We start from the raw sequence: 13616 nt of genomic DNA on the forward strand, positions 1-13616 counted from the left end.
CTGTAGCGCTACCGGAACATGAAATTGTCGTAAGATTTACACGGTATTAACACGTAATCGCGCCGAACAAAGTCCTTACGCCGACGTCTCCACGATGCCTTCCGGCGTGCCGCCCATCAACCCGACGATCCGCTGCCGCACGAAATGCACGTGGCTGCGCAGGCCATACAGGTCGTTGGCGAACGACAGCGGGATCGACAGGTGGTTGACGCGGTCCTCGATCTCGTTCAGCCGCTCCAGTTGCGCGGCGTAGATCGCGCCGCGGTCTTCCTTCGCCACCTCCACCGCATCCTCGATCGCCCCCTCCACCGTGCGCAGCTGGCCGTACCAGCGGTAGATCCGCGAACGCACGCGCCACACATACAGCGGCGGCACGATCTTCGACAGCGGCAGGATCAGGGCCGACAGCGCCAGCAGCAGCACCCACATGCGGTCGAGGAAATTGGCCAGCCAGAAGCTCATGTAGCGCTGCAGGAACGGTGCGCCATCCTTGTAGTACTTGGCCGCTTCGTCGGCCACGGGAATCTCGGTGTACTTCGCGGAAGGGAACTGGCCCTGCTGCTGGAACCACCCCGCCCCGCCGTGGATCTTCGCCGCGGCCTGCACGAACAGTTCGACCAGCGCCGGGTGCAGGTCGTCGCGCGCGACCAGCGTGGCGGTCGGCGCGATCAGGTGGTAGTCGCGCGCCGGCAGGTCGCGGCCGAAATCGACGATGCCGTGCGGCAGCGTCACGTGCGAAAGGAACGGCAGGCGGCGCGTGTAGGCTTCCGCCTGGCTGAAATCGAACAGGACGATGCCGGGCGTCTGCAGCAGCATCTGGATCAGCGGATCGTCCGCGGCGGCGGCGAACACCAGGCCGTCGATGCGGCCTTCCAGCAGTTCCACCGTGGCCGGCGTGTTGTCCAGTTGCGTGGTCTGCAGTTCTTCCCGATCGACGCCGTTCACTTCCAGGATCTGGCGCACCAGGCGCGGCGTGCCGCTGCCGCGCGCGCCGATGTTGATCTTCAGGCCGCGCAGCTGCGTGAGCTGGTTCAACGGCGGTGCGCCCTCTTTCGTGCGCAGGAACAGCCACACCGGTTCCGTGAAGAGGCTGCCCAGCGACACGAGGCCGCGGCGCTCCGCCTCGGCCTGGTCGGTGGAGCCGCTTTGCACGAAGGCGATGTCGGTCCTGCCTTCGCCCAGCAGCTTCAGGTTGTCGCGCGAGCCGTGCGAGCCTTGCAGCGTGACGGCGATGCCTTCCTTCTTCAGCAACTCCTGATACTTCTTGCCAAAGACATCGTAGGCGCTGTTGTCCTGCCCCGTGCCCAGTACCACCTTGCGCGGCGGCGCCGGGTCGACGATCAGGTAGGCGGCAACGCACACGGCGGCGATGCCGAGGATCGTGGGACCGGCGGAAGCGGCCAGGTCGCGCAGCGAAAAGCTGGTGAACTTCTTCAGGCGGTTCATCGTGGAGCGGAGGACGGGTTTCATCATGGCGGGCACGATGCCAAAGAATGATAAAAGATGCAAGACCGGTTGATCATCCTTATGATACGCGCTGGCTTCGCAACCGCAGGGAACCGATGAGGACACCGCTTCTGGAACTGACGCTGGCACTGCTGCTGGCCGCGCCGTTGCCCGGCCTGGCCGGCGCGGCGCGGTGGCATGAATTCGACTACTACAAGGGCAACGTCCTGGGCAGCGTGCATGGCGAAGGCGAAGAACGCCTCGCGCTGCTGCTGCGGGCCAGCGTGAACGGCACCAGCTGCTGGCTGCAGCTCGATACCGGCGCCCCGGCCGCCGTCCACTGGCACACGCTTCGCCCCGACGGCACGGCGCCCGCTCCCGTGACCGTGACGGTGCGCATCGGCGACGTGGAAAAAACCCTGGCGGCCGATGCGGCCAATCTCGCACCGCTGCGGCAGCCTTCCTGCGGTGTCATCGGCACCGCCGGCAACGCGTTCTTCGAACACGGCACGCTGGCGCTGGATTTCAGGGACGGCCGCCTGGCCTTCGCGCCGGGTTCCGCGCTGCGCGACGTGGCGGCCGCGCAGCCGATGCTGTACCTGCGCTCGGGCGGCCCGGGTGGCCATCCGCTGCTGCCTGCCACGCTGCCCGACGGCCGCAGCGGCCACCTGCTGTTCGACACGGGCGCGGCCCGCTTCGGGCTGGCCGCGATCGACGCGCAGGGCTGGCGGCAGCTGGCGGGCGACCGGCCATTGCTGCGCACCTTCGGCGCCGGGAACGTGACGGACCGGTCCCCGCTCGCGTGCCGCGATGCCGCCTATCCGGAGTCGATCGTGGTGGGGGCGTACACGATCGCGCCGGGCATGGTGTCTTTTTGCGAAGGGCGGCCGTTCCAGCTGGCGCAGCCGCTGCTGGGCATCCTCGGCGTGAAATCCGTGGGCGCGCGCCAGGTGACGCTCGATTACGTGGCGCAGCGCTGGCTGCTCGGCGAACCCGGGCGCTCGCTCGACACCCGCTGAAAGCGAAAAACCGGCGGCGGGAACCCCTGGGGGGTATCCGTCGCCGGTTTCATCGGCCGCTTCGGCTCAGCCGCCGCAGGCCTTCACCGGCGCGCCCAGCGCGGCGGCGGCAGCCGCCACCGACGAATCGGCGGGCGGCGTGGCGGCCTGGTTCGGCTCGATCAGCGGCATCAGGCTCGGAGCCAGTACCGTCAGCAGTTGCACCGGCAGCGCGCTGGTGAAGTCGTAGTTCTTCGATTCCGGGCCGCGCACGTAGGCGGTCATGCTGCCGAAGAAACGCTCGCCGATGTTGAACACGAACGTCGCCGAACGGTTCACGTAGCGCGATTCGATCAGCCGGCCGCCGCCGGCATACACGTCGAAACGCTGGTCGCCGGTACCGGTCTTGCCGCCGACCGGGATATTGGTGCCGTCCGCCGCCACGAAGGCGGTCTTGGCGCGCTTCGCGGTACCGTCCGACACCACGCCGCGGATCTCGTCGGCCGCCACGCGCGCCACTTCCGGCGCCAGCACGCGTTCCGCCGCCACCTTCTCGGCGCGCACCACCTTCGTGTCGTACGGCGTGCCTGCCGCGAAGTGCAGCGATTCCACGCGCTGGATCGGCTTGCGCACACCGCCGTTGACGATGATGCCCATCATCTCGGCCAGCGCGGCCGGGCGGTCGGCCGACGCGCCCAGCGTGGTGGCATACGACGGCACCAGCGAGCCGAACGGGTAGCCCATTTTCTTCCACTGGCTATGGATGCCGATGAATGCCTCCATCTCCAGCAGGCCGGCGATGCGGCGATCCTGCGCATGCTTGCGATGGGTCTTGAACAGCCACTGGTAGACTTCCTGGCGCTCCTTCTCCGAGGCGGCCACCACCTTCGACAGCGTGGCGCCCTCGTGCTGGCGCAGGTAGGCGACCAGCCACAGTTCCAGCGGATGCACGTTGGCCAGGTAGCCGCGGTCGGCCAGGTTCCACTTGTCCATCGCGTACTGCTCGTACATCTTTTCCAGCCGTTCCTGCGGCACTTCGTTCTGTTCGAGCAGGTTGCCGTTGACGAACATCGCGAACTCGCCGATCGATGCCTGCGGGAACAGCGTGCGGTGGATGTTCGCCAGCCGCAGCGGCGTGGGACGGATGCTGTCGACCAGGATCTTGTCCAGCTCCGACTTCGGCTTGCCCTTGTACTTGGCATAGAAGCGGTTCAGGAACTCCTTGCCTTCCTTGTCCGCGAAGCGGGCCAGGTATTCGGCGCGGCGCGGATCGTCCGAATCGGCCAGCAGGCTGGCCGAGGAACCCGGCATCTGGAACATGTAGTACTTGACCACGTCGCGCATCAGCCGCACGAACAGCAGGTTGGTCGAGCGGCGCAGGCCTTCGCGCACCGTCAGGATGCGGCCGTTGTCTTCCTTGGAGAAGTTGCCGAAGTAATGCAGCCCGCCGCCGGTGAAGAAGCCCTCGCCCGGGTTGCCGGAATAGGTGCGTTCCATCGCCGCGTTCAGCATCGCCGTCAGGTCGCGCTTGTCCATCGGCGTGATCGACAGCCATTCGATGCCCCAGGCGGTCAGCCGGTCCTTCGGGTCGAACTGCACGGCGCCCAGTTCGTCCGCGCTCTTGCCGCCGTACTTCCTGTACAGCTGGTCGACGATGTCGAGGTAGGTGACCAGCGTGCGCAGCTTGGCCGTGGAACCCAGGTCCAGCTTGGCGCCTTCGTTGATGTCCAGCGGCTGGTCGTAGTTATCGGTCTGCACGCGCAGGTAGTTCACCTTGTCGCCCCGCTCCAGCAGCGTGAAGCTGTAGACCACGCTGGCCGGATCGCCGTTGCCCAGCATGCCCTTGCCGGTCAGGCCCGCGGCCTCGGCCACGGTGGCATCCTTCAGGTCGCGCAGCATGGTGGCGACGGCGCGCTGGGCGTTGGCGTCCAGCGTGCTGACCACCGACAAATCGAGCCGGTCCAGGTTGTACATGCGGTTGTCGCCCAGCAGGTTCGCCAGGTGCACGCGCACCGTGTTGGCGGCCTTCTTCGTGACATAGCTGACCGGCGGCGCGGCCTGCAGGCCGTTGCCCTTGGCCGGGCGCAGCTTCTCCTTCAGCGCGGCGTCGCGCAGCGCCGGCGTGATGATGCCGTTGTCCGCCAGCAGGCGCAGGTGGCTGTTGGCCAGCGTTTCCAGGTCCTGGTCGCCGTCGCCCAGGTAATAGCTGGGGCGGCGCTGCGCGATCAGCAGCGACAGCGCTTCCTTGAACGCCAGTGCGCTGCCCGGCTGGTCCATGCGGCCGGACAGCAGCGCGTTGATTTCGTTGAAATCGCGGCCATACCAGACCCACATGCCGTCGCCGATGCCGTTCACTTCGCCGTAGCCCGGCTTGGCCGACAGCGGCACCGTGTTGAGGTAATCGACCACGATCTGGCGGCGCACCGCCGACGTGTCCTCGCCCTGCTGGTAGGCCCTCAGGGTGGCCGAGACCATCTGCTGCAGCTTGTCCTTCATCGAGCCGGTGCGGCCCTCCGGCGAGTGGCGGTACTTTTCGATCTGCGTGGCCAGCGTGCTGCCGCCGGCGGCACGGCTGCTGCCCAGGCCCACGGCGCTGGCCGATTTTTCCAGGATCGCCTTCGACAGGCGATCCCATTCCACGGCCGGGTTGCGCTTCGGATAGGTGTTGTCCAGCAGCTCGCGGTTCTCGATGAACAGCAGGCTGTGCACCAGTGCCGCCGGCGCCTGCTCGAAGCCCGGGTAGATCCGCTCCGGGTAGCTGGCCGTGAACAGCGGCTGAGCGCGGCAGTCGTAGATCGTGAGGCCGGTGCGGGTTTTTTCGCGGAACGTGGTGAACACGCCCATGTCCGCCAGCTGCACCATCTTCGGCGAAAAGCGCGACTGCGCCTGCACCTGGTAGTCGCGCTGTTTCAGGCGCTCCAGGTAATCGGGAATGTTGGCATAGCCCAGGCGCTCGTCGTACGGGCTGTCGTGCGGGAAGCGGATCGCGTTGCTGGGGCCGGGTTCGACCTTGTAGTTGAGCTGCTTGACCACGCCGGTGAAGTACTTCGCCTGCATCGTGGAAGTGCGGGATTCGTGCACCATCCACCAGATCGCCAGCGACAGCAGGACCAGCATCAGCACGATGAATGCGTTACGGGAGCGACGGCTCTTGGGCTCGGACGGCGGCGGCGTGGCTGCCTGTTCGTCGTCCAGGCCCGGCCTTTCTTGGTCGTATTGGGAAGACATAGGTTCTGCTACTTTGGTTCTGCTACTGGGTTCTGCTGAAGGAGTTTTGCTGCCGGTTCTGCCGGGAAGTTCCGCTCCCGGGGATTGCGCCATCCGGATTCCGCCGCCGGTGTCCGGCAGCCGCGTTGTGCGGCGCGGAATGCGCACAGCTTATTGCCATTGCACCACATCGCATCGATGTGCACGGGTCAACAGGACGAATATTGTGGAAGGTCCCATTATTTTCGCAAAAAAACAACGAGACTGATCTGCAAGCAACAGTCTCGTCACCGGCCCGTCACCGGGCTGTCATCCCGCCGTCATCCGGCCACGCCGTTTTCACACAGGCGCGTATTCGGCGCGCTGCGCATCGAGCCCGGCGCACAGCCGCACGAAGGCATCGGCCACCTGTGACGGATCGCCCTTCACGCCCAGCTCGATGTGCCGGCGCGTTTGCGCATCGCCCACGCTGGGCAGGCTGAACACTTTCACGCGCGGCCACGTGGCCTCGATTTCCACCATCAGCGGCGTCAGCGCCGACTCGGCGACCTCGTACACCAGCACCGCCTGTTCCGTGTGCGGGGCGCGGTTGAACAGGTGCGCGTAATGCGTGTCGAGCACCCATTCGATCATCGGCCACGCCATCACGGGAAAGCCCGGCACAAAATGGTGGCTGCCGAGCGAGAAGCCGGCCACGTTGTTATAGGGGTTCGGGATCAGTTCGGCGCCCTCGGCGAACTCCGCCATCTTGAGCCGCTGCAGGTTGTCCGGCGCGTTCAGGTCCGCCTCCCTGCCCTCGTCGCGCGCCACCTGCAGCACGCGCTGGCGGATGTTCTCGGCGCCTTGCGGGTGCAGCAGCAGCGGGCGGCCCAGCGCGGCGGCCGCGGCCTGGCGCGTGTGGTCGTCCGGCGTGGCACCGATGCCGCCGGTGGAAAACACGATGTCGCCGCTGGCGAACGTGCGCCGCAAGGTGGCGGTGATGCGTGCTGGATCGTCGCCGATGTACTCGGCCCAGCCCAGCTGCAGGCCGCGCGCGGCCAGCAGCTGCACCACTTTCGGCAGGTGCGCGTCGACGCGCTTGCCGGACAGGATTTCGTCGCCGACGATGATCAGTCCGATCGTCCTGCTGTCCGCCGTATTGTCCACATTGCCGCTCGCTTTGCTGCTCACTTTGCTGACTTCGCTGACGCTATTGCTCATGTCGTCTCCAGGTCCTTCGTTGATCCGCCGCGGGCGCGCAGTTGCGACAGGGCTTCAAGACAATAATACTGAAACCATAATCCGGTGAAGATAAAAATAAGCACATACAGCCACACGGCCGCGGCCAGCAGGAACGGGAACAGCACCACGGCGATCGCGGCGCCGCCGATCCACACGATCGCCGGCAGCGAACCGGCCATGCCGGAAGCCACGCCGATGGCCAGCAGCGGCCATTTCTTCTCGCGCTGGAGGACGCCGATTTCCTCCGCGCTGGCATGCTCGGACAGGGCGTCGTAGCTCATCACGCGCGACGTCAGCCAGCCCCACAGCAGGGCCGACGACACGATCGCCAGCGGCGGCACCGCATACAGCGGCAGCAGGCAAAGCCAGATCACGATGAACACCAGGAACAGCGAGATCGCCTTGCCGATGCCCTTGACGAGGCTGCCGCCCTGCTTCTTCTCCAGATGCGGGTAGTGGCGGTCGCCCACGTGTTTCACGATCGCCGGCACCGCCGCCACGCCGATGAAGATCAGCGCCGTCAGGATCATCAGCGGCAACAGCAGCAGCATCGCGAACAGCGGCACCACCACGGTCTTCAGCATGGCCAGGCCGATGGTTTCCAGCCACTGGCTCGAATACTGGTACAGCTCGAAATCGAAGAAGTGGCCGGTCAGCCAATCCAGCAGGGGCTGCAGCGTGAAATACAGCACCACGCCCCATACCCCGATCGACAGCAGGAACGGCACCGCCGACAGGATCAGCATGCGGCCGTGCAGCTGCGACAGCACCGCGCGGCCATAGGCATTCAATACACCGCGCATCAGTGCGCCCTCCGCCGCCGCGCGAATTCGACCATCCGCTTCATCCCCAGCCATTGCTGCCGCCAGAAGCCGCGGCCGTAATCGCGGCCGGGCACCACTGTGCCGTCGGCGTTCGTGCGGGCCACCTGGTCGCGCACGCCGGTGCGGGCGAACGCGGGCGTGAAGTTCGCGGTGCGGAACAGCAGGTCCCACACCGGCAGGATCACGGCGAAATTGCAGCCGCCGAGCGAGCCCGTGCCGCGCGATTCATGGCCGATGCCGGCCGCGTGGTGCAGCCGGTGATAGCGCGGCGAGACCAGCAGCCGTTCGCCGATCCGGCCGAAATGGATGCGCACGTTGGCGTGCTGCAGGCTTTGCAGGATGCGCGACAGCGACACCAGCAGCACATACTGCCCCGGCGGTACGCCGATCGCCAGCGCGATCAGCGCCAGGTACAGGTCGCGCAGCAGGTCGTCGAGCAGGTGGTTGCGGTCGTCGCTCCACAGGTTCATGTCCTGCTGGCTGTGGTGCAGGCTGTGCAGTCCCCACCACCAGCCGATGCCGTGCTGGGCGCGGTGATACCAGTAATCGAAGAAGTCCAGCACCACGAAATACACGAAGAAGCTGGCCAGCGGATGCATGTCCGTGACCAGGTTTTCCAGGTTGAAGGGGCGCACGTTTTCCAGGCGCAGCCAGGCGGTCATGTGGTCCATCAGCGGATCGAGCGTGAAGAAGACCAGCACCGGGAACAGGCCGATGCGATGCAGGAAGGTGTAGGTGAAATCGTTCCAGCGGGCGCGGCGGTCGGCAAAGGCGTGTACGGGGATCGCGGCTTCCAGCGGCCGCAGCACCAGGAAGATCAGCGCGATCTCGCAGATGCCGATCAGGAACCACTCGGTGCCTTCGAACGCATCCTCGAGCAGGTCGCCGAAGCCGGCGTGGTACATCACCGGTTCGATCACGGCCTGGAACAGCCAGCCCTGGGCCTGTGCGAACCAGTCGATAAGAAGTTGCATCATTTCAGTTTGTTTTTTTGTGCATTTTATCCGAATAGCCGGGATGTTCGCGCAGCGTGGCAAAACAGAAGCCCTTGCGTTCGAGTCCGGCCAGCAGGGGCTCCAGGTTGGCCGGCGCCCACGGGTCCTTGCGCGACCAGATGCCCATGTGCGCCATGAAGATGTCGCCATCGCCGAGCCCGGCCAGCGACTGCTTCAACAATAACGCGTTCGGGTAACGGGCCGATGACAGCTCGTCGCCGGAAAATCCGGCTGGCGACCAGCCCACGTGCGCGTAGCCGCAACCACGCGCGGCGGCCAGCGTGCGCGGCGACGTCTTGCCGCCCGGGGCGCGCCAGAGGGGATCGAGGCCATGCCCGGTCAATTCCATGAACCGCGCGTCGACGCGGCGGATCTCGTCGCAGAACCGTGCGGCGTCCCAGCTGGCCTGCCTGCCCGCCCCGCCGCCGAATTGCGGCCGGACCACGATCTCGCCGTTGGCGCCATCCTTCACGTAATACACGTGGTCGAAGGTATGCGAGCCGAACGCATGGCCTTCGGCCACGCGGGCCCGCCAGAACGCCGCCCACGAAGGGTCGAGCGACCAGTCGCCGCGCACCGTTTTCTCGTTGGCCAGGAAGAATGTGGCTTTCGCGTTGTGCCGCTTCAGCGTGGCCGCGATCAGTTCGGCCTGCGACTGGCTGCCGGTATCGAACGTGAGGTATACCGTGCCGCGGCACTGCGGTGCGCCGGCGAAGGCAGGCAGGGCCGCCACCAGGGCGGCGGCGGCACCCGCGCAGATCAGGCGAAGGGCCATGCGGGATCTACAGGCGCGCGGACGAATTGGCGAAGAACACGCCGTGCGGCGAACGGCCGACCGGAATCATTTTCGTCAGCTTGCGGGTCGCCAGGTCGATCACCGCCACCTTCTTGATCCAGCGCAGCGTGACCCACATCGTCTTGCCGTCGGCGGTGATTTCCATGCAGTCGGGACCGCCGGGCACGTTGATCTGGCCAACGTTCTCGAGCGTTTTCTGGTCGATGATGTTGATCGAGTTGGCGACCCGGTTCGACACGTAGGTATAGCGGCCGTCGCCCTGCGCGCGGAAGTTGTGGGCGCCGGCGCCGGCCTTGATGCGCTTCACGGTCTTGCGGGCGCGCCAGTCGATCACTTCCACGTAATCGCTGCCCATGATGCCCACCAGCAGGTAACGGTCGTCCGGCGTCATCGCGATGCCGGCCGGGAGCTTGCCGACGGGGAGCGTCCAGCGCACCGTGCCGCTGGCGAGGTCGATCGCGCTGACCTGGTCGCTGCCTTGCTGCGTGACGAACGCCATCGTGCTTTTCGCATCGAAGGCCACGTGGCTCGGCAGTTTCGGCAACGGAATGCGCTTCGTCAGCGTGAAGTCGCGACCGTTGTAGCGGTACAGGTCCACGTGATCGAGCCGTAGCGCCGTGGACACGAAATACTTCTGGTCCGGCGTGAAACCGATCTGGTACGGGTCGAGCACATCCTTGATGCGGCGCTGCACCTGGCCCGATTTCGGATCGAGGAACACGAGTTCGTTGCCCATCGAACTGGCCACGATCACCGATTTGTTGTCCGGCGTGGGCATCAGGTGGTGCGGCTCCTTGCCGACCGGGAAGGTCTGCAGGCTGCGGTACGATTTCTGGTCGAGCAGCTGCACGGTGGCATCGCGCGAATTGAGCACGACCACGACATTGGCATGGACGGCCTGCGCGGCCAGAACGCCTGTCAGGCTGGTGGCAAGCAGGACGCGGCGGAAATTGCGGAACATGGGAACTCGCGGCAAGGAGGTAGGAAGCCTTCATTTTAAGGCCAATACCGAACGCGACAGGTATATCCCACACCTTTGCATGGGCATTCATTGCGTCGGTGCGCGGGGAATACAACGGCTTTCCATAATGGCATTGCCGCCTTGGCCATATTCTTCAAGGAATGCCGGCGCATGCCGCTGCGCGGGTGCCTTGCCGCGCTCCACTAGCCCCCCGGCGGCCCCTTGCACTACAATCGTCAACCCGAACGAACATTTTTAAGGAATGCCATGTCCATCACCACCACCCCATCCGGCCTGCAGTACGACGACGTCACGACCGGCGAAGGCGCCGAGGCGAAAGCCGGCCAGAACGTCACCGTGCATTACACCGGATACCTGCAGAATGCCGATGGCAGCAAGGGCGCGAAATTCGACTCCAGCAAGGATCGCAACGACCCGTTCGAATTCGCGCTGGGCGCCGGCATGGTCATCCGCGGCTGGGACGAAGGCGTGCAGGGCATGAAAGTCGGCGGTACCCGCCAGCTGATCATCCCGGCCGACCTGGGCTATGGCGCGCGCGGCGCCGGCGGCGTGATTCCGCCGAACGCCACGCTGATCTTCGACGTCGAACTGCTGGGCGTCTGATGCGGCTGCCGGCACCGATGCGCTGGCCGTTGCTCGCCGCGGCTGCCCTGCTGATGGCGGCGTTGTCCGGCTGCACCGTGGTCGCCGTCGGCGCGGCCGTGGTCGGTGCCGGCGTGACGGTCGCCTCGACCGCGGTCGACGTGGGTGTCGCTGCCGGCAAGGGAGTCGTCTACGTGGGCAAGGCCGCCCTGTCGGACGATGACGACGAAGAGGACAAGAAGAAGTAAGGAAGACGGGACAACCGTCGATTCAGCGAAGGCGCCCCTGCGGCGCCTTTTTTCACGCCTTCCCCAATCGTTTTATAGCCGCTGAGACAAGCCACAGGGCAAGGCGCATCGTCGACAGTATTTCAGTACGGCGAGGCGATGCAACGCCGCCATGTGGTTTGTATCAGCGGCTATCAGCGTTGCCAGCCGCGCTGGATGGCCTCCTGCTCCGCTTTCGCATCGAGCGGGTCGCCGGATATGCGCTGGTCGATCGCCGCTTCCACCGGCGGCGGCAGCTCGGTGGCGGTGGCATTGGCGGCAGTGTTGGCGGGGGCGGCCTGCAGCGGCCGCGGATTGTGCATTACCAGCGGCAGGCGCCATTCCTGCCCGGTCTTGCAGGCCAGGCCATCGATTTCGGCCGTGCCGGTGCCGCTGGCGAAGCTGCGGCAATAACTGCCGTCCGCGGACACGAACGACATGCCGATCCGCACCGCGCCGGCCGCCCGCGCCGCCGCGCTGGCGGCCATGCCCGCGGCACCGGGAGGCACCGAAGGCTGCTGCTCGAGCGCGGTAACGAGGCGGCCCTGCGCCGTCAGCGTGCCGTCGCGGCTGGCGATCAGGTCGATTTTTCCGTCGTCGGCCGTCATGTACGACAGGCCGAACGTGCCGGCCAGCAAGCCCAAGACGAGCACCCCGGCCAACGCCATCCATTCCGGCCACGCCCAGCGGCGCTCGCGCGTGGCCTTGCGCGCCGCCAGCTGGGTGGCTTCGCGCCGCGCCCGCACGGTGTCGAGGCTGACGACGGTGGCCTGGCGCTGCGGCCGCATGCGCTGCGCATCGTCGCCGGGCGCGAAACCGGCGAACACGTTGCTGCGGCGCGTCTTGTACGAGGCAACGCGCCGGGCCAGCGCCAGATCGCTGGAACAGGCCTGCTCCACCGCGCGGCGCGTGGCCGCATCCAGTTCGCCATCGGCATATGCCATCAGGGTTTCGTCGGAAAAGCTCATGATGTAGGCCCGCCTGTGTTCACGCAACGAACCTTCATATTAGCACCGGCTCGACCCGGTCCCGCGCCCGTCTTGCAGCCGCGTGTCGCGCATCATGGCCCCGGCCGCCGCGCCGGCATGCCATGGGTTCGGTGTGCACCGCAGCAGCCCAGTAGCCATATGGGTTTCTGTTGTTTCAAAGGATTACTTTCCGCAAATATTGTGCTAATCTGCGGCCTCTATTAACCACGGAGGTAGTAATGAAAAAAGGCGAACTGATTGCAGAATTCGCGAAGCGTACCGAAATGTCCGGTGCCGCCGCCAACGACGCAGTGAACACCCTGATTGCCATCGTTACCGAGCGCCTGAAAAAGGGTGACACGGTCGGCATCACCGGCTTCGGCACCTTCTCGGTTGCCAAGCGCGCTGCTCGCAAAGGCCGCAATCCTGCAACCGGCGAAGCGATCAAGATCGCCGCGTCGAAGACGCCGAAGTTCTCGGCGGGCGCCACGCTGAAAGCGGCAGTGAACCCGGCCAAGAAGAAGTAATCGCGCGGATTTCCATACGGCGGTTCAGGGCCCGGTCGCCTCGGGTCCTGAACCGCCGTAGTCATTTGGAAGGGTTGCTCTACAGTTTCCACCGCCGGATGCGCCGCCGTTTTGTATGATGCGCAGACCGAAACCCACGAGGACATCCATGAGCCTGCAACAACAATTCGACCAGGCGGTCGCCGATTCGAAAAACCTGCCGGAACGCCCGGACAACATGACGCTGCTCAAGCTCTACGCGCTGTTCAAGCAGGGCTCGAGCGGCGACGCGACGGGCGAGCGTCCCGGCATGACGGACTTCGTCAACCGCGCCAAGTACGATGCCTGGGCGGGCCTGCAGGGCACGTCGCAGGATGACGCGCAGCAGCAATACATCGACCTGATCACCGACCTGAAAGGTTGAGGGTCGAAACGATCGATGGCTGACCGGCCGGTCCGCCATTGCCGGCAGCCGCCGGCCTCCCTCCCGCCGGCCAGCTCGTCAGCCGGGGGCAAACACCTTGCGCATCTTCTCGGCGACCTTGCTCCGGATCGCCGGCGCGAAAGCGCCATACAGGAATCCCAGCTTGATCCGCATCTGCGCCTGGTTTTCCAGCAGCGTGAGGGTACCTTCGACACCGCTTTTCTCGAACCTCAGCACGTCGCCCTGCCACCGGCAGGAAAGACCCAGCTCGTGCGCCAGCTTGTCGGCCACCTGCTGGGCCGCGGCACGCGCGACGTCGGGCGCAAGGTTGTGGGGTTGGGTGATGTTGATCATTCGGGCGCCGGGCAAAAGGCGCAATGATGCCATAAAGACCTGTCTGG

Annotated in this window: 14 protein-coding genes; 5 read left to right on the top strand and 9 right to left on the bottom strand. The window is 65.8% G+C overall.

Annotated elements, in window-relative coordinates:
* Positions 1-75 precede the first annotated feature (75 nt).
* Positions 76-1470 carry a TAXI family TRAP transporter solute-binding subunit gene (locus tag GJV26_RS08100; protein WP_229419561.1) on the bottom strand — a complete coding sequence of 465 codons (1395 nt, stop codon included), beginning with the start codon at positions 1468-1470 and terminating at the stop codon, positions 76-78.
* 92 nt (positions 1471-1562) lie between these two features.
* Between GJV26_RS08100 and GJV26_RS08105 the strand changes: the two genes are divergently transcribed.
* Entirely contained in the window at positions 1563-2465 is a 903-nt protein-coding gene (locus tag GJV26_RS08105) for a hypothetical protein (RefSeq protein ID WP_155708379.1), read from the top strand.
* A gap of 66 nt (positions 2466-2531) precedes the next feature.
* Here GJV26_RS08105 and GJV26_RS08110 read toward each other — a convergent pair whose 3' ends face one another.
* From GJV26_RS08110 to GJV26_RS08135, 6 genes are all read right to left on the bottom strand, one after another.
* Positions 2532-5672: a transglycosylase domain-containing protein gene (locus GJV26_RS08110; RefSeq protein WP_155708380.1), complete on the bottom strand. Its 3141-nt coding sequence runs from the start codon at positions 5670-5672 to the stop codon at positions 2532-2534.
* 318 nt (positions 5673-5990) lie between these two features.
* On the bottom strand, positions 5991-6851 hold the full coding sequence (locus tag GJV26_RS08115) for a competence/damage-inducible protein A (protein WP_155708381.1): 861 nt from the start codon (positions 6849-6851) through the stop codon (positions 5991-5993).
* On the bottom strand, positions 6848-7675 hold the full coding sequence (locus GJV26_RS08120) for an EI24 domain-containing protein (RefSeq protein WP_155708382.1): 828 nt from the start codon (positions 7673-7675) through the stop codon (positions 6848-6850). The genes GJV26_RS08115 and GJV26_RS08120 overlap by 4 nt, the downstream gene beginning before the upstream one ends.
* Positions 7675-8673 (bottom strand): sterol desaturase family protein, encoded by a 999-nt coding sequence (locus tag GJV26_RS08125; RefSeq protein ID WP_155708383.1) that lies wholly within the window; start codon positions 8671-8673, stop codon positions 7675-7677. The genes GJV26_RS08120 and GJV26_RS08125 overlap by 1 nt, the downstream gene beginning before the upstream one ends.
* A gap of 1 nt (position 8674) precedes the next feature.
* A complete protein-coding gene (locus GJV26_RS08130; RefSeq protein ID WP_155708384.1) occupies positions 8675-9466 on the bottom strand; it encodes a polysaccharide deacetylase family protein in 792 nt (263 codons plus the stop codon).
* Positions 9467-9473: 7 nt separating this feature from the next.
* Positions 9474-10448: a YncE family protein gene (locus GJV26_RS08135; protein ID WP_155708385.1), complete on the bottom strand. Its 975-nt coding sequence runs from the start codon at positions 10446-10448 to the stop codon at positions 9474-9476.
* A 267-nt stretch (positions 10449-10715) separates the two neighbouring features.
* On the opposite strand from GJV26_RS08135, the gene GJV26_RS08140 reads away from it, so the two are divergent.
* Entirely contained in the window at positions 10716-11072 is a 357-nt protein-coding gene (locus GJV26_RS08140; RefSeq protein WP_155708386.1) for an FKBP-type peptidyl-prolyl cis-trans isomerase, read from the top strand.
* Positions 11072-11299 carry a hypothetical protein gene (locus GJV26_RS08145; protein WP_155708387.1) on the top strand — a complete coding sequence of 76 codons (228 nt, stop codon included), beginning with the start codon at positions 11072-11074 and terminating at the stop codon, positions 11297-11299. The genes GJV26_RS08140 and GJV26_RS08145 overlap by 1 nt, the downstream gene beginning before the upstream one ends.
* Before the next feature lie 173 nt (positions 11300-11472).
* On the opposite strand, the gene GJV26_RS08150 is transcribed toward GJV26_RS08145, so the two are convergent.
* Positions 11473-12285, bottom strand: coding sequence for an anti-sigma factor family protein (locus GJV26_RS08150; RefSeq protein WP_155708388.1), 813 nt, complete (start codon positions 12283-12285; stop codon positions 11473-11475).
* Between the two features lie 239 nt (positions 12286-12524).
* Between GJV26_RS08150 and GJV26_RS08155 the strand changes: the two genes are divergently transcribed.
* Both GJV26_RS08155 and GJV26_RS08160 read left to right on the top strand, forming a co-directional pair.
* On the top strand, positions 12525-12812 hold the full coding sequence (locus GJV26_RS08155) for an HU family DNA-binding protein (RefSeq protein WP_132136728.1): 288 nt from the start codon (positions 12525-12527) through the stop codon (positions 12810-12812).
* A gap of 148 nt (positions 12813-12960) precedes the next feature.
* Complete coding sequence (locus GJV26_RS08160) at positions 12961-13215, top strand: acyl-CoA-binding protein (protein WP_155708389.1); 255 nt, start codon at positions 12961-12963, stop codon at positions 13213-13215.
* 78 nt (positions 13216-13293) lie between these two features.
* Here the strand turns inward: GJV26_RS08160 and GJV26_RS08165 are convergent, their stop codons facing one another.
* On the bottom strand, positions 13294-13569 hold the full coding sequence (locus GJV26_RS08165; protein WP_155708390.1) for a polyhydroxyalkanoic acid system family protein: 276 nt from the start codon (positions 13567-13569) through the stop codon (positions 13294-13296).
* Between the last annotated feature and the right edge of the window lie 47 nt (positions 13570-13616).

This window comes from Pseudoduganella dura, assembly GCF_009727155.1.
Taxonomy (GTDB): domain Bacteria; phylum Pseudomonadota; class Gammaproteobacteria; order Burkholderiales; family Burkholderiaceae_D; genus Rugamonas; species Rugamonas dura.